The sequence below is a fragment of the Rhizobium sp. UBA1881 genome (assembly GCF_002338015.1).
GTDB lineage: Bacteria > Pseudomonadota > Alphaproteobacteria > Rhizobiales > Rhizobiaceae > Rhizobium.
On record NZ_DDHH01000011.1, the window covers coordinates 1 to 15,587 of the forward strand.

18 protein-coding genes are annotated in these 15,587 nt (G+C 62.4%); 7 read left to right on the top strand and 11 right to left on the bottom strand.

Features of this window, described 5'->3' with window-relative positions:
* Positions 1–73: 73 nt before the first annotated feature.
* Positions 74–511, bottom strand: a complete 438-nt coding sequence (locus B3605_RS01190) for an NUDIX domain-containing protein (protein WP_296431757.1) — start codon at positions 509–511, stop codon at positions 74–76.
* Between the two features lie 122 nt (positions 512–633).
* Between B3605_RS01190 and B3605_RS01195 the strand changes: the two genes are divergently transcribed.
* The 4 genes from B3605_RS01195 (at position 634) to B3605_RS01210 (ending at position 3,775) form a co-directional block, all read left to right on the top strand.
* On the top strand, positions 634–1,542 hold the full coding sequence (locus B3605_RS01195) for a metallophosphoesterase family protein (protein ID WP_112941095.1): 909 nt from the start codon (positions 634–636) through the stop codon (positions 1,540–1,542).
* Positions 1,543–1,690: 148 nt separating this feature from the next.
* A complete protein-coding gene (locus B3605_RS01200; RefSeq protein WP_112941096.1) occupies positions 1,691–2,251 on the top strand; it encodes a tetratricopeptide repeat protein in 561 nt (186 codons plus the stop codon).
* Positions 2,252–2,424: 173 nt separating this feature from the next.
* Positions 2,425–2,931 (top strand): RNA polymerase sigma factor, encoded by a 507-nt coding sequence (locus B3605_RS01205; protein ID WP_018897343.1) that lies wholly within the window; start codon positions 2,425–2,427, stop codon positions 2,929–2,931.
* A gap of 1 nt (position 2,932) precedes the next feature.
* Positions 2,933–3,775, top strand: coding sequence for an anti-sigma factor family protein (locus B3605_RS01210; protein ID WP_112941097.1), 843 nt, complete (start codon positions 2,933–2,935; stop codon positions 3,773–3,775).
* A 229-nt stretch (positions 3,776–4,004) separates the two neighbouring features.
* On the opposite strand, the gene leuA is transcribed toward B3605_RS01210, so the two are convergent.
* The 5 genes from leuA to B3605_RS01235 all read right to left on the bottom strand — a co-directional run bounded on the left by leuA (position 4,005) and on the right by B3605_RS01235 (position 8,748).
* On the bottom strand, positions 4,005–5,714 hold the full coding sequence (gene leuA / locus B3605_RS01215) for a 2-isopropylmalate synthase (RefSeq protein ID WP_112941099.1): 1,710 nt from the start codon (positions 5,712–5,714) through the stop codon (positions 4,005–4,007).
* 348 nt (positions 5,715–6,062) lie between these two features.
* Positions 6,063–6,302 carry a type II toxin-antitoxin system BrnA family antitoxin gene (gene brnA, locus B3605_RS01220; RefSeq protein WP_112941100.1) on the bottom strand — a complete coding sequence of 80 codons (240 nt, stop codon included), beginning with the start codon at positions 6,300–6,302 and terminating at the stop codon, positions 6,063–6,065.
* Positions 6,283–6,687: a VOC family protein gene (locus B3605_RS01225; RefSeq protein ID WP_112941101.1), complete on the bottom strand. Its 405-nt coding sequence runs from the start codon at positions 6,685–6,687 to the stop codon at positions 6,283–6,285. Before B3605_RS01225 ends, brnA begins: the two co-directional genes overlap by 20 nt.
* A gap of 45 nt (positions 6,688–6,732) precedes the next feature.
* On the bottom strand, positions 6,733–7,911 hold the full coding sequence (locus B3605_RS01230) for a benzoate/H(+) symporter BenE family transporter (RefSeq protein ID WP_112941102.1): 1,179 nt from the start codon (positions 7,909–7,911) through the stop codon (positions 6,733–6,735).
* 252 nt (positions 7,912–8,163) lie between these two features.
* On the bottom strand, positions 8,164–8,748 hold the full coding sequence (locus B3605_RS01235; protein ID WP_112941104.1) for an ATP-dependent Clp protease proteolytic subunit: 585 nt from the start codon (positions 8,746–8,748) through the stop codon (positions 8,164–8,166).
* Positions 8,749–8,976: 228 nt separating this feature from the next.
* Here B3605_RS01235 and B3605_RS01240 point away from each other — a divergent pair, with 228 nt between their 5' ends.
* On the top strand, positions 8,977–9,792 hold the full coding sequence (locus B3605_RS01240) for a DUF2076 domain-containing protein (RefSeq protein ID WP_112941105.1): 816 nt from the start codon (positions 8,977–8,979) through the stop codon (positions 9,790–9,792).
* Between the two features lie 65 nt (positions 9,793–9,857).
* Here the strand turns inward: B3605_RS01240 and B3605_RS01245 are convergent, their stop codons facing one another.
* Positions 9,858–10,799, bottom strand: coding sequence for a sialate O-acetylesterase (locus tag B3605_RS01245; protein WP_112941106.1), 942 nt, complete (start codon positions 10,797–10,799; stop codon positions 9,858–9,860).
* A 313-nt stretch (positions 10,800–11,112) separates the two neighbouring features.
* Here B3605_RS01245 and B3605_RS01250 point away from each other — a divergent pair, with 313 nt between their 5' ends.
* On the top strand, positions 11,113–11,904 hold the full coding sequence (locus tag B3605_RS01250) for a glycosyltransferase family 25 protein (RefSeq protein WP_112941107.1): 792 nt from the start codon (positions 11,113–11,115) through the stop codon (positions 11,902–11,904).
* Positions 11,905–11,906: 2 nt separating this feature from the next.
* On the opposite strand, the gene queF is transcribed toward B3605_RS01250, so the two are convergent.
* The 3 genes from queF to B3605_RS01265 all read right to left on the bottom strand — a co-directional run bounded on the left by queF (position 11,907) and on the right by B3605_RS01265 (position 14,103).
* On the bottom strand, positions 11,907–12,371 hold the full coding sequence (gene queF, locus B3605_RS01255) for a preQ(1) synthase (RefSeq protein ID WP_047506178.1): 465 nt from the start codon (positions 12,369–12,371) through the stop codon (positions 11,907–11,909).
* Positions 12,372–13,286: a CDF family cation efflux transporter EmfA gene (gene emfA, locus B3605_RS01260; RefSeq protein WP_047506180.1), complete on the bottom strand. Its 915-nt coding sequence runs from the start codon at positions 13,284–13,286 to the stop codon at positions 12,372–12,374.
* A gap of 193 nt (positions 13,287–13,479) precedes the next feature.
* A complete protein-coding gene (locus B3605_RS01265) occupies positions 13,480–14,103 on the bottom strand; it encodes an isochorismatase family protein (protein WP_296431753.1) in 624 nt (207 codons plus the stop codon).
* Here B3605_RS01265 and B3605_RS01270 point away from each other — a divergent pair.
* Complete coding sequence (locus B3605_RS01270; RefSeq protein WP_112941109.1) at positions 14,074–15,042, top strand: GlxA family transcriptional regulator; 969 nt, start codon at positions 14,074–14,076, stop codon at positions 15,040–15,042. The two genes, B3605_RS01265 and B3605_RS01270, sit on opposite strands and share 30 nt — an antisense overlap.
* Positions 15,043–15,065: 23 nt before the next feature.
* Here the strand turns inward: B3605_RS01270 and B3605_RS01275 are convergent, their stop codons facing one another.
* Positions 15,066–15,290 carry a hypothetical protein gene (locus B3605_RS01275; RefSeq protein WP_018897327.1) on the bottom strand — a complete coding sequence of 75 codons (225 nt, stop codon included), beginning with the start codon at positions 15,288–15,290 and terminating at the stop codon, positions 15,066–15,068.
* Positions 15,291–15,587 lie beyond the last annotated feature (297 nt).

Sequence of the window (15,587 nt, forward strand, 5' to 3'; positions counted from 1 at the left end):
GGAACTGGACCTCGACCGCCCGCACGGCCGCGGCGAACGCGCCGCAGCCTGAACGCAAGCTAAGCCGCCCGGCCTACCAGACCTGGTCGGGCTGCCGCTCTCCGGCGATCTCAGCAAGACGACGGTGCGTCGACGCCGTTATCCCCTCCGGCAACGCGTCGAGCGCGAAGAAGCCGCATTCGACGATCTCGCGGTCCGGCAGTCGCGGCGCCGTCTGCTCGACCTTGGCGCGATAGAACACGACATGGTCGCGCCGCGTGGCCGAGGTATTGAGATAGACCTGAACGAGCTCCGGCCGCCCGACAATCACGAGATTGCCCTCCTCGCGCAGCTCCTTGACGAGCGCGTCCTCGGCCGTCTCGTTGCGCTCGATACCGCCACCCGGCATGTGCCAGCCGGGCACGTAGCTGTGCCGCACGAGAAACACGTAGCCCCTGTCATCGAAGCAGGCGGCGCGCACGCCCATGGTCATTCCGCGCGCGAAGGCGAAGTAGATATGCACCACGCGCATCATCAGGCGCGATTGCCAGTGGCGGATTTCTTTCACGCGTCTTCCAATTCCATCAATCCGTTCAAGCAGATGTGCGAGGAGATGTGTTTGAAATACGGCTGCCGTGAGCTATGTGTGCACCCATGTTCAAGCTCGCGCACATTTCAGACGTCCATCTCGGGCCGCTGCCCCACATCTCTTTCCGTGAACTCTTTTCCAAGCGTATCACCGGCTTTGTGAACTGGCATCGCAATCGGCGCAAGCACCTTTTCGGCGGCACGCTGGATCTGCTGCTCGACGATATAAGAGAAAAGCAGCCGGATCACATGGCGATCACGGGCGATCTCGTCAATCTCGCAAGCGGGCTTGAAATCCGCGCCGCGGCCGGCTGGCTGCGCGAACTCGGCGATCCCAGGGATTACTCCGTCGTGCCCGGCAATCACGACGCCTACGTGCCCGGCGCCTACGAAAAGTCGATGCGCGCTTGGTACGATAACGTGCGCGGCGACCTCGCCCCTGCCGAATGGCAGGAAAACAAGCACATCTTCCCCTATTTGCGCATTCGCGGAAAAGTCGCGATCGTCGGCTGCTCGACGGCGGTGGCAACGCCCCCCTTCGCCGCCAGCGGTTTCTTCGGCGAAAGGCAGGCCCGCGAGACGGTGAACATGCTGCGCGCCGCCGGCGAAGCAGGCTTGTTTCGCGTCGTCATGATCCACCATCCGCCGATCCGTGGCGCCACATCCTTCCACAAGCGCATGATCGGCATCCGCCGTTTCGCCGCCGTCATCTCCACCGGCGGCGCAGAGCTCGTGCTGCATGGACACACCCACCTCAACACGGTGCACTGGCTGCGCGGCCAGACGGGACCGGTTCCTGTCGTCGGCATCGCCTCTGGCTCGCAGGGCCCCGGCGGTTCGAAGCCACCGGCCGCCTACAATCTCTTCAGCATCGACGGTTCCCCCGGCGCCTGGAGCCTGAAGGGCGAACGCTTCAGCCTCAGCCCGTCGGGTGACGACATCAACCCGGAAAGCGTCGATATCTTCAGGCTTTAGCGCCGTTTCCGGAATCAGTTTCGCCGCAAGTTGAATCACTGCGCGAACTCAGGCGAAAAACCATCAGATCGGCGCCGATCGCCTCTTGGTATTTCCCGATCTAGGCGTACACTCCTTATATTAGCGATCTGATGTGAGGAGACGTTGCATGCCATCCACGACCCGTACGCTGCGCGGCCTGGCGCTCGCCGGCCTTCTCGCCCTCACCTTCTCCGCCCCCGCCTTCGCCGCCGGCGAAGAGAGCGACGAAACCAAGCCGCCGCCAAAGACCGAAACCACCACCAAGTGCGCCGACGGCAAGGTCTGGGACAAGAAGAAGAAGGAATGCGTCACGCCGAACAAGCAGACCTTCAACGACGACGATCTCTACAAGGCTGCGCGTGAATTCGCCTATGCCGGCCAGTATGACAACGCCATCACCGTGCTCAACCTCGCCCGCGACCAGAACGACCCGCGCATCCTGAACTATCTGGGCTACGCCAACCGCAAGGCCGGCCGGATGGAGCTTGGCATGTCCTATTATCGCAAGGCACTGCAGGCCGACGGGAACTATATTCTCGCACGGTCATATATGGGCCAAGCTTTGATGGAACAGGGTGATGAGCAGGGCGCGCGCGTGCAGCTGGTCGAGATCCGCGACCGCGGCGGCGAGAACACTTGGGCCTACCGCTCGCTCCTCCAGTCGCTCCACGGCTACAGGACCTATTGAGCCCGAGGGATCACCCGAAAAAAGCTTTGGGAACCCGTGAGATAAGTGGCCTTTTGCTTGCGAAGCAGCGGCGATTTGTTTCATAAAGGACACAGAGACGATATAATTCGCACATGCGCCAGGTCACGGCTCCGTAACGGCTCCCGATACCAGGCATTCACCTTGGGAAAACCATGCGTCAACCTGTGACGACCATCGATATCAGACGCGATCTAGTGGGTCTTCTGCCCCGGTTGCGGCGGTTCGCGATGACGCTCGCAGGTGATGCGGCGGGCGCCGACGAACTCGTCCAGGCCGGCTGTCAGCGGGCGATTGCCAAGAGCAATCAATGGCAGGGCGAAGGCCGGCTCGACAGCTGGGTCTACACGCTGATGCGCCAGCAATGGAGCGAGGACCACCGCAAGCGCAAGCCGCATGCGGTCAACAAGACCAACGTCACCGATATCCGCACGGCCACGCGCGACCGCGCCGCCATCATCGATTCCGACGCGATCCACCGGATGATCGCGGAGATGCCCGAGGGCATCGCCAGCGCCTTCCTGCTGGTGTCGATCGAAGGCCATGGCTACCAGCAGGCCGGCGACATCATGGGCGTCGCCCCCACCCTCATCATGTCGCAACTGGCGCAGGCGAAGCTGCACTTCGCCAGCCTCGCTGACGACCATTCCCACAGGTTCTGATTTGCTCGACTTCAAGAAACTGCCGCTCGATGCCCAGCTGACCGCCCTTCTCGATGGCGAGACGACACCCGAGCAGAAGCACGAGCTGGAACAGCGCCTGGCAACCGACGACGGCGCGCGGCGGATCTACGACAAGCTGCGCAACGGCGCCGATTTCGGCAAGCGCCGGCTCGACGATATCCTGAAGGAACCGGTTCCCCTGGCGCTGGTGCGCTCGATCAAGAGCGTGCAGCCGCCCAAGGCCCCCGTCGCGCCGCGCCAGTCGCGCCAGCCGTTCAAGTTCGCGCCTTCGGGCCCTCAGGCGCTGGTGGTCGCCATCGTCCTCCTGATTGCCGGCTGCGGCATCGGCTATATCGTCGGCACCGGCCATACCGCAGCACAGACCGCGCAGGCCGTCGATGCCGCGCAGGCGAGCGAAACGACGGAATGGCTGGGCGACATGCTCGCCAACCAGAGGCTGCTCGCCCGCCAGCCGCGCCATATCTTCGAAGTCCCAGCCACCCAGCCGGAAGAAATTTCCACCTGGCTCACCACCTCCGTCGGCGTCGCCTTCCGCGTCCCCGATCTCGTCTCCGAGGGATGGACCTTCCAAGGCGCCCGCGTAACGCTCGCCGGCGGCCGCCCGGTCGGCCAGCTCGTCTACACCAGCTCCGACGGCGACTTCGCCACCATCGCCTTCCGCAAGGACAACCAGCCTGAAGACGCCGAGGATTTCAAGGAAACGATCCGCGACGAGATCGGCCTGGTCACCTGGCACAACGCCGGCACATCCTACATGCTGATCGGCCCCTCCTCCGAGGCATCGCTCAGCCAGCTCGCCATGCAGATCGCCACCGCGATTTGAGGTAAGGCCCGACGGCGGCAGGCAAACCGCTCACCTTCACCTCCCTCATCCCTGTGCTCGTCACAGGGATCCAGCGCGATCAAGTCCTTGATCGCAAAAGACTCTTCTCGCCGCGCAGACGCGCGTCGGCTGGATCCCGGCACAAGGCCGGGATGAGGAGACGATGGGGATGTCGCAACACTGCTGAGAGCGGCGAGCGAAGAACTCGCCGCCACTAGCCAGCCCGAACTCAGGCCTTGCCGGCCCTCACGTCGAGCACACGGTTCGCCGCCGAGACGATCGCTTCCAGCGATGCGCCGACGATGTTGGTGCTGATGCCGGCGCCGAAGAGCTTGCCGCCCGGATAGGACGTCTCGACATAGGAGATGGCCGAGGCGTTCGAGCCGTGCTGCAGCGAGTGCTCGGAGTAATCCTGCACCGCCATCTCGACCCCGAGATACTCCGAGAGCGCGTTGATGAAGCCGTCGATCGGGCCGTTGCCGCGTCCCTCGATCGTCTTCGTCACGCCGTTATCGGTGATCTCTGCGGAAACCACGCGGACACCCTTGCGTTCGGGATCGGCGAAGGTCTGGTGATCGACGAACTTGATGCGGCCCTTCGGCTGCGTCACGTAGCGCTCGATGAAGTGGTCGTAGATCCGCTTCGACGGCAGCTCCTTGCCCTCTTCGTCGGTGATCCGCTGGATCTCCTCGCGATACTCCACCTGCAGGTTGCGGGGCAGGTTGAGGCCGTAATCCTGCTGCAGGATATAGGCAATGCCACCCTTGCCGGACTGCGAGTTGATGCGGATGATCGCCTCATAGCTACGGCCGACGTCCTGCGGATCGATCGGCAGATAAGGCACTTCCCATACCGGATGATTGGCGACCTTGATCGCCTTCATGCCCTTGTTGATCGCATCCTGGTGCGAGCCGGAAAACGCCGTGTAGACCAGTTCGCCGACATAAGGATGGCGCTCGCCGATCGGCATCTGGTTGGAATACTCGAACACGTCCTTCATGCGCACGATATCCGAGCAGTCGATCTCGGGATCCACACCCTGCGTGAACATGTTCAGCGCCATGGTCACGACGTCGACATTGCCGGTGCGCTCGCCATTGCCGAACAGCGTACCCTCGACACGATCGGCGCCCGCCAGCAAGGCCAGCTCGGCGGCGGCGATACCGGTGCCGCGGTCGTTATGCGGGTGCAGCGAGATGATCAGGTTCTCGCGGTTGTCGAGATTGCGGCACATCCACTCGATCTGGTCGGCATAGACGTTCGGCGTCGCCATTTCGACGGTGGACGGCAGGTTGATGATCAGCTTGTTGTCGGGCGTCGGCTTCATCACCTCGATGACCGAGTTGCAGATCTCCAGTGCCACTTCGAGCTCGGTGCCGGTAAAGCTCTCCGGCGAATATTCGAAGCGGTAGCCGCCGCCGGCCTTGGCCGCCATGTCGGAAATCATCTTCGCCGCGTCGACCGCGATCTGCTTGATGCCGTTGACATCCTTGGCGAAAACCACGCGGCGCTGCAGTTCGCTGGTCGAGTTGTAGAAATGCACGATCGGCTTGTTGGCGCCTTCCAAGGCTTCGAAGGTGCGCGTGATCAGCTCGGGACGGCACTGCACCAGCACCTGCAGCGACACGTCGTCGGGCACATTGCCCTGCTCTACACACCAGCGCGCGAAGTCGAAATCGGTCTGCGAGGCCGACGGGAAGCCGATCTCGATTTCCTTGAAGCCCATGTCGAGCAGCAGCTGGAACATCCGCGCCTTGCGGTCGTGGCCCATCGGGTCGACCAGAGCCTGGTTGCCGTCGCGCAGGTCCACCGAGCACCAGATCGGCGCCTTGGTCAGCGTCTTGGTCGGCCATGTGCGATCGGGGATGTTGACCTGCGGATAAGGGCGATACTTCATCGCCGCGTCAGGCATGCCGTGGGAGCGGGTCTTCGTGTCCATGTCTTCTCTTCCTATTCCCGTCATCTGGCCGCGTCATAGCGCATGGCCTGCCTGTTGGCGATGACGAATCCGGCGCAAAGCGTCCGGTTGATCGATTTTTGGGATATGTGAAGAGGAGCTATGGCCGGCGGGCTTTGGGCCGCCGGGCGCTCCTCAACGGACCCGGCAACCGCGCGTAAGGCCGAGGAGAAGAAGCGAGGTCAGGGCGCGCGTATTGTCGCGCAGGGCGATACGCCCGCGTGCAATCTGCTCAGAAATCATGATGCCCGTGCTCTTCATGCCGGCCTGTATAGCCGCCGCGCGAAAAACTGGCAAGTGCCTGCCCATCTTTTTGCCAGCTGCACGAATTCAGCGCTGCCCGACGGACGAAAGACGCTCGGCGATCCAAAGCTGAATCAGATCCTGCCGCGATACCCCAAGCCGCTTCGCCTCGGTATCCAATGCACGCAACTCATCGACGGTGAGATCGAAGGCAACAGGTGTCAGTTCCTGGCCCGGCCCGCGCGCCGTCGTCCAGTCGAGATATTCGCTGATATCCTCGCCGTCGTGGAATTTCCTGTCGAGTTCTTCAGCCGATATGGTCTTCATCACGGCTTTCTCCAAAATTCATCGGCTCGCCGATCTCGATTGCGTGCCCGTCAAGATCATAGAAGCGAAAGACATGCTGTCCCCATGCTTGACGCTCCAGGGGATGGATAAGCTCTACCTGCGGCCCGATCGCTGAGAAGGCGGCATGGATGTCGTCGTGCTCGAAATACAATAGCAGGTTTCGCCGTCCATAAGGCGTTGTCTCGGCCGGTAGCTGTCCCCAGACCGTCCGCGCCAGCGCCTTGCCATCATGGATCGCGAAGCCGGTATCGAACAGCACGAAATGCTCGAAATTCTCACGCACGATAAGTCCGACGATATCGCGGTAGAAAGCCCGAGACAGATCTATATCGCGAACGAAGGCTATCGGGTTCACAAAGCGCATCGACCACCCCCGAGGCGACAAAACGCCGTCATTGTGGCCGATATGCTACCTCGATTTCACAAATCGCTGCAACGCCATCATCAGCCCGCCGGCCAGCAGCCCCCAGAAGGTGCCGGAAATGCCGCCGAAGGAGACGCCGGATGCCGTCACCAGGAAAGTGATCGCAGCCGCTTCCCGCGTATCGGGCGCCTGGAAGGCGGCCATGGCCGAGCCCGAGAAGGCGCCGACCAGCGCGAGGCCCGCGACCGCCTGGATCAGGATCGGCGGTGCCAGCGCCACCGATGCGGTGACGGCTCCCGCAAGCGGCCCGAGGATGAGATAGCAGATGCCGCAGACGATGACCGCCCAGTAGCGCCGCTTCGGATCCGGATGCGCATCCGACCCGGCGCACATGGCCGCCGTGATCGCCGCAAGATTGACGGCATGGCCGCCGAAGGGCGCGGACAGCAGCGAGAAGAAACCGGTGGAGGCAAAGAGCGGCCCCGGCTTGGTCTCATAGCCATTGACCTTCATCACCGCGATCCCTGGAATGTTCTGCGAGGCCATGGTGACGATGAAGAGCGGTAAAGCGATCGACACGAATGCCGGCACGTTGAACACCGGCACGACGAATTCGACCGTCGGCACCAGCGAGCGCTTGACCGTATCGAGCGCGCCCACGGGCACATCGACCCCGAAGACCACGACCAGCACAAAGGCCGCCAGCGCCGCCGGCACGGCCCAGAGCCGCTTGAAGGCACCGACGACGATCCAGGCAAGCACGATCGGCAGCCCGAGCAACGGATTGAACCCAACCGCCTTCACCGGCGCGAAGCAGAGCCCGATCAGCACGCCCGCAAGCATCGCATTGGCCAGCGGCGCCGGTATCGCCGCCACCGCTCGCCCGAGCGGCTTGAACAGCCCGGCGATCACGATCAGCAGCGCGCAGATGATGAAGGCCCCGACAGCCGCATTGAACCCGCCCTCGACCACCCCGGTCGCCGCCAGCAGCGCCCCACCCGGCGTCGACCACGCCATGCTGATCGGCAGTCTGGAGGTTACGCTGAGCACGATCGCGCAAATCCCGAGCGAGACCGACAACGCCATCAACCCCGAAGCAGCCTGCGCCTCCGTAGCGCCGACCGCCTGCAACCCGTGCAGCACGACGGCGAACGAACTGGCAAAACCGACGAAAGCGGTGAGAACGCCCATGAACAGGGCCTGCACGGAGAAGTCTTTAAGCATGCGGGGGACTCGGAGCGAAGAATGGCGTCATGCAGCCGTATCGTAAACCGGGGCGCAAGGCCAGATGGGCCGGTTGCCTCCCCCCACCTCCCTCATTCTCGCCCTTGTGGCGGGAATCCAGCCGACGCGCGTCCGCGCGGCGAAAGACTCTTCCCGGCTCAAGGCCGGGATGAGGAGAAGTAATGCCCACAAAAACAAAAAAGCGCCCTCGCCCACCATCCGGCAAGCGAGGGCGCTCTCATCTCGATCCGATCAGATGTCGCTCTGCGACGTCACGATGCGCGAGACCAGGCCGTAGGCCTTGGCTTCTTCAGCGGAAAGCCAGTAGTCGCGGTCGGTGTCGGCGGCGATCTTTTCGTAAGACTGGCCGGTGGCGGCAGACATGATCTTGTTCAGGCGCTCGTTCATCTTGATGATCTCGCGTGCCTGGATCTCGATGTCGGACGCCATGCCGCGCGTGCCGCCCGAGGGTTGGTGCAGCAGGAAGCGGGTGTTGGGCAGGCAAAGGCGCTGCTCCTTGGGCGCGGCGACATAGATCAGCGCGCCGGCAGAGGCGACCCAGCCGGTTCCGATCATCCAGACCTTTGGCTTGATGAACTTGATCATGTCGTGGATCGAATCGCCGGACTCGACGTGGCCGCCGGGCGAATTGACGTAGATGCGGATGTCCTCGTCGCTGGCCGCGGCAAGCGCCACGAGCTGCGAGCAGACCTTCTGCGCCAGTTCCTGGTTGATCGGTCCATAGATGAAGATGGAACGCGACTTGAAAAGGTTCGCCTCCGTTTCCTTGCCGAGCGGCAGTTCCTTCGTCTTGTCGTCCTGGTCTTCGTCGTTCATTCGAACCTCTCTCACGTAAATTCGGGTTCCCCGCACATAGTGCGACTCAATGCGTAAAACAATGCGTGAAAAAGACAAGCCACGGAACGGGTGAAGATATGGTTAGGGGTCATTGGCTTACTGAAATGTAACTTGTGGAGGCTTTGAAAAGTCTCAATCCGTTCCTACGTCCTTCTCAAGCGATCCACTTGAGACCACATGCGAGCATAGAGCCAAAGGAGACAGCCTATGTCACCCGAAGAACGCCAACTCCTGACCGCCCTTTTCGAGCGCGTCCGCACCGCAGCCGCAACGCCGCGCGACCGCGATGCCGAACAGCTGGTCGAGCAAAGCATCCGCGAGCAGCCCTATGCGGCCTATTATCTGGCGCAGGCCGTGATCGTACAGGAAAAGGGCCTGGAGGCCGCAGCCAATCACATCAAAGAGCTCGAGGATCGCGTCCGCCAGCTGGAATCCGACCAGAGCGACAACCACAAGGCCGAGCAAGGCGGCGGCTTCCTCTCCTCCATCTTCGGCAGCAGCCAGCCGCCGCAGCAGCGGCAGCAGCCGGCACCTTCGGAAGCGGCATCAAGCGGCCCATGGGGCAGCGCCCCGCGCCAGCAGATTCAGCAAAACCAGGGCTTCGACACTGCCCCGCGCATGCAGCAGCAACCCTCCGGCCCCTGGAGCCAGCAGGCGTCCGCCCCGTCGGCCGGCGGCAGCTTCCTGCAGGGCGCGCTCGGCACCGCGGCCGGTGTCGCCGGCGGCATGCTGCTTGCCAATTCGCTGAGCGGCATCTTCAGCGGCAACCACATGTCCTCGCTCGGCCTCGGCTCGGGCGCCACGCCGTCAAGCGCGCCGACGGAAGAAACCGTCATCAACAACTATTACAACAATGACGGCGGTAGCCAGCAGGCCGACAACACCCGCACGGTCGCTGACAACAACGTCGCCGATAACAACGATAACGACGACAGCGGCCTGCAGCAGGCCGATTACGATAACGACGACGACAATTTCGGCGATCAGTCCGACTTCGGCAACGACGACAGCTTCAACGTCTGACGATCGCCGCGAACGCATCAGGGGCGCGCTGAAGCGGCCCCACCAAGCCAGCGCCTTGCGCACCCTTATTGCGACGAGGCCTGCAACTGCGGACCGGCGAGCAGCAGATCGCGCCATGCAGCCGCAACCTTCTCGGCGCCCGAACCGCCGATATGGCAGTCGTCGTAACGGTCGTCGCCATTGAGCAGCGCGTCCGAGTTCACGCCCTGCACGATGCCGTTGCCGCTCTTCGGCAAGGCGAGCTGCGCCCGCTCGATCGGATTATCCACGGCATGCTGCTTCAGCCCGCCATTCCGGGGCTCGAGGCATTTGGTCGCGACCGAGATGTAGACGGGCGCTGCGACGCCAAGCCCACGTAGCGTTCCGACCATCGACAGAAAGCGTTGTTCATAGGCCTGCGTGCTCGTGCCCAGTACGAAATCGGCCTCGCCCTGCACCCAAAGCACGTTGGTCACGCGGTAGCCGGCGTCGTGAAGCTTCCTCGTGCTGTCGACGAGTACGGGGTTGATATCGCCGCCATCGGCCCACCGTGCCACCTCGGAGCCGGAATAGGCCACCGGCGCAATGACGACATTGTCGTACCGCCCGGATGCGATCAGCGAATTGCCGATCCCAGTCCAGTATTCGCCCTTGGTGTCCGTCGAGCCGAGGAGCGGAGATGCGGCGGTGAAGCAATGGCCATCGAACTCATTGATCACCCGCTCGCCATACTGCGACCTGTGCCGCTGGCCGCCGTCATTCGCCGCGTTCGATTGGCCGAGCACCAGGAGAACGGCGGTGCGATCGGTCTGGGCGGGGCATGCGACCGCCGTCTTCGTTTCGTCTCCAATGAGACGCTCCTTGTCGTCGAAGGTGTAGCGGCTGGGCGGCGCCGCCTCAGGCGCGGCAAACCGGTGTTTCAGCGCCGAAAGCTGGGGCCAGGGAAACATCTCGTGCTTGGCACTCATGCCGCCGGAGACAAAAACCGCAAGCAATGCGGCACATCCGAAAATAAGATTTCGAAGCATCCGAACACCCGATATCGTGAAAGCGTGTGGCTGACAGTGGGCACCGCCGCTCGCAATTGCCCACTCGCTGAAATTGTCCTCCGCCACACTAGATATGAAACTCAGGACTGCAATTACCCCGATAGGATGAGCCTCCTACGAATGAACGAGGCGATCGATGCAATCCTAGCTTGACCGTGGCGTCGTTATCGCAACGCAGCCCTCTGCAAGCTTTCGGTGCATGCGGCCCGCGACCGATTGATAAGCCCACCTGGCATCGATATGGTCCGCCGCGATCATTGACTTCACGAAACGCAGAGCGGACGACAGAGCATTGAAAACCCTCATCATCAGCCGCAAGGCCGAGGAAACAAGGCGGCGCTTTCAGACGCGGCAGATGCAGACGCTCGGCCTCGATTTCGAGTTCCTGGATGCGTTCGAGGCCCGCGATCTGACGCCGGAGGAGTGCCAGAAGGCCGCCGACAGCTGGCCGAGCCCGACGTTGCGCGAAGATGTCGCCTGCTTCACCTCGCACCGCATCGCCTGGCGCAGGATCATCGACAGCAATCAGCGGATGCTGATCCTGGAAGACGACGCCGTGCTTTCGGAGAGCTTCGCCGACGCGTTGGCAAGCATCGAGGCACGCCCTGATGGCGACGATATCGCCTATGATCTCGAATTCGCCCCACGCGATCATATCGTCGCGAAACATCCGCTCTGGACCGACGGCACTTACAGCGCCCGGCGCGTGTTCCAGAACCGCGTCGGCACGGCCGGTTATGTCATCGGTCCCGGTGCTGCCGCGCGCATGTTGAAGGACACCGAAACCTACGGCCTGCTCGACGCCTATATGTGGCACCGCGCCTGGCTGAAGGCCTACCAGATCGAGCCCGCCCCCGTCATCCAGATGCAGTTTCTCGACGGCAGCGCCGACAAGGCGGCCTTCATCCGCAAGTCGATCGACCGCGCCTTCAAGCCGAGCAAGCTGCGCAAGAACCTGCTCAGGCTGAAGATCGAAGGCATCCGGGCCCGCAACCTCATCCGTGGTTGGCTGAGAAGCGAGCGGCGCCCGTTGCGCATGGACCGGGCAAGTTTCCCGCCCGATCCCGCCAAATCATCCGACTAAACTCAGCCGCGACCGCGATAAGTCGCGACGCCCTGGTCGGGCAGCCACACGCCCTCCGGCGGCTTGCCCGTCTGCCAGAACACGTCGATCGGGATGCCGCCGCGCGGATACCAATAGGCACCGATCCGCAGCCACTTCGGATCGAGCAGCTCGACCAGGCGCTTGGCGATATAGATCGAGCAATCCTCGTGGAAGGCGCCGTGGTTGCGGAAGGAGTGCAGGAAGAGCTTCAGCGCCTTGGATTCCACCAGCCATTCGTTCGGGATGTAATCGATGACGATATGGGCAAAATCCGGCTGCCCCGTCATCGGGCAGAGCGAGGTGAATTCCGGCGCAGTGAAGCGCACGACATAATCTGTGCCGGCATTGCTGGCGGGCACTTTTTCAAGCACCGCCGTCTCGGGCGAGGTCGGCGCTTCGGTCTGTTTTCCCAGCATGGACAGGCTGGAGACGTCTGTATTGGGCATTCAAGCCTCCTTGATGACTTTGACGCGGATGCCGTGGGCCTTTTCGCCCTCCGGCTCGACGTGAATGGCGATGCTGGAGCCCGGATGCACGGCGCGGATGGCATCCTCAAGGCGATCGCAGATATCGTGCGCCTGCCTTACAGACATTGCGGCCGGCACGACAAGATGGAAATCGATGAAAGTGACGGCGCCGGCGCGCCGCGTCTTCAGATCATGCACCCCGAGCGAACCCGTCGCATGCGTGGCGATTGCAGCCTTGATCGCCTCTTCTTCCTGCGGCTCGACCGCCTGGTCCATCAGCCCGCCGATCGAATGCGAGATCACCTTCCAGCCCTGATAGAGAATGTTGATCGCGACCAGAATGGCGAGGATGGGGTCGAAGATCGCGTAGCCGGTGGCGATCGCCAAAAGCAGGCCGATCAGCACGCCGACGGAGGTGACGACGTCAGACATGATATGCTGGCCATCCGCCGTCAGCGCCGCCGAGCGATACTTGCGCCCGGTCGTGATCAGAAGCCGCGCCCAGACGGCGTTGATCACGCCGGCCGCGAAGTTGATGGCAAGACCCAGCACCGGCGCTTCGAGCATGCGGGGATCGGCGAGATGCCCCACCGCCTCGTTGACGATCAGAAGGGCTGCGACAACGATCAGCACGCCCTCGGTAACCGCCGAGAGATACTCCGCCTTGTGATGCCCGAAAGGATGGTCGTGATCGGCCGGCTTCTGCGCATAGCGGATCACGAAGAAGGCGATGAAGGCGGCTACGACGTTGACCGTCGATTCCAGCCCATCGGACAAAAGCGCCACCGACCCCGTGACCCACCATGCCACCATCTTCAGGCCCATCACCCCAAGCGACATCGGAATGCCCCAGAATGCCAGCTTCCGAACCGTAAGGTTTCCCTGTTCGCTCATCTCTGTCCCTCTGCCTTCTTAGATGTCCAATACCGGTGCGGATGCGAACGAATTGCAGAAACAACGCCATTCAAACGCAAAACCGCCCGCGCGAAAATCGCGCAGGCGGCTGTTGCGGGGGATATGGGCCAGAAATGGCGATTTGTCAAAGCGGAAGTGCCGACAGGAGGCCGACGGGCTGATTGGCCGCGCCTCAAACCTCGGAAGAATGGATCACTCGCGTCTTGGACCGCAAGGCACTCAAGGCGATCAGATGGACGACCTCCAGAGGAGCGGTGCAAAGATCGTCGATCACCTTGATCTGGAAGTGCTCCGCAGCGCGTGACAATGCCGTAAACACCACGCAGTTCTGCGTCATCATCCCGCAGACCAGCAATTCCGTCGTTCCCCTCAAATGATCTGCGAGGTTCGTCTCCTGAAATGCGTCTGCATACTGCTTCGTCACCACCGGAGCATCGCCAGCCGCAGCCAGAACAGCCGGGCGGATCGCAACACCATGACCACCGGCGGCAAACAGGCCCGTAGAAGCTGTCGAAACGTGCCGAACGAGAACAACCCCGTCACCCCTTGCGCGTGCTTGCCGGATCGCTTCGACGATCCGCTTCTCTGTTTCTTCGGCTTCCCAGAGCGGCAGCGCGCCGCCGGAGAAATAGTCATTCTGAACGTCGATCACGAGAAGGGTGCGGGTCATCAGAAGGCTCCATTTTGATGTTTCGCCCACAGTGATGACATTCGATTTCGTCGCCGTTGAGTGGCCTGATTGCCTTTTATCGTGTAAATCGGGCCAATGCGCATCGCCATCATCGCTTACGACCATATCAGCCCGTTCATGCTATCCACGCCGCTGGCCGTGTTTGGCGAGCAACTCCTTGCGGGTGGGCATCAGGTTCAGGTGTGCTCGGATCAGGTCCGGCTGAACACGAGCGGCGGCATGATCATCGAGGCAGCCCATCGGCTGGATGCTGTCGATGACGCCGATATCGTCATTTTACCGGGTTGGCGGAGCGTGGACGAGCCTGTATCGCCTGATATCGTTGCCAGGCTGAAAGCGGCCGACGCTCGAGGAGCCATCGTCGTGGGCTTGTGCCTGGGGGCCTTCGGCCTTGCCGAGGCCGGATTGCTGGATCGGCGGCGCGCAACGACACATTGGGCGCACGCGGAAACCTTCGCGGCCCGCTATCCGGGTGTAACGGTCGATGCGGCCGCGCTGTTCGTGGACGAAGGCCGCGTCCTGACGTCTGCCGGTGTCGCTTCGGGGCTGGATTGCTGCCTGCATCTGCTTGGCCGGATTTGCGGGATCAGTGAAGCAAACCGGATAGCGCGCCATCTCGTCGTCGCCCCTCAGCGCGCGGGCGGACAACCGCAACTGATCGAGCGGCCAGCAATCGGATCGACTGCCGATCGGCGAGTGACCGAGCTTCTCGAAGGCCTGCGCGCCGATCCCATCGCGCCGCCTTCGCTGGATGAACTGGCCAAGCGCTCGAACATGAGCCGCCGCAGCCTGACGCGCCATATCAGGGCACGTACCGGAGGTAGTCTCGGCGAATGGATAAGGCGCGTTCGCGTGGCACGAGCGAAGGAGCTATTGGTGGCCGGCGTACGCGGGCTGGACGACGTCGCCGTGCGCAGCGGTTTCCCTGATGCCCATGCACTACGCGCGGCATTCCGCACCGAAGTCGGCGTGACACCGGTGCAATGGCTGGCGCACCAAAGGGTTCCCGGTGCCGCGCTTTCTCTGATGTCGGGAAAATCCTAGCTAGTTTTGCGCCAAAGTGGCCGTCAGAGACCCAGGTCCAACCCAAGCATGCTGCTCATGACGAAGGCGACGACCCCGACGCCCAAGAGCGCCAGCACGAAAGCTCCCGCGATCTTGCCGCCCGCGAGCAGTACCGAGCCTCTCTCGATCTTATCCACCTGGTCGTAATGCCACTTGATGGCGAAGTACATTCCCGTGCCCAACGCGAGAACCTTGAAAATCACGAAGACTATGGGAAACCAGTCCATGACAGATATCCTTACCTGCAGCAGTACGCGCCTTATGCTCCCGTTTCAGGCAAACGCGTACTGCTTATTGCGCAACGCAGATATGTAATCGCGCACTGAGGTTCGCGCCGGGGATCAATGAGCCGCCGCGAGAACGAAGGAAACTGTAGTCCGCTTGGGGCCGAAAGCGGCCCTCGTCCGCAAGTGCCCCGTGGGTGCAGCTAACTTAGCATTCGAAGCCCCCTCATCCCCGGTGCAACTTGTTGCACCTGAACCCTTCGGGCACCTTCTCCCCGCTGGGAGCCGTTGCAAAATCTC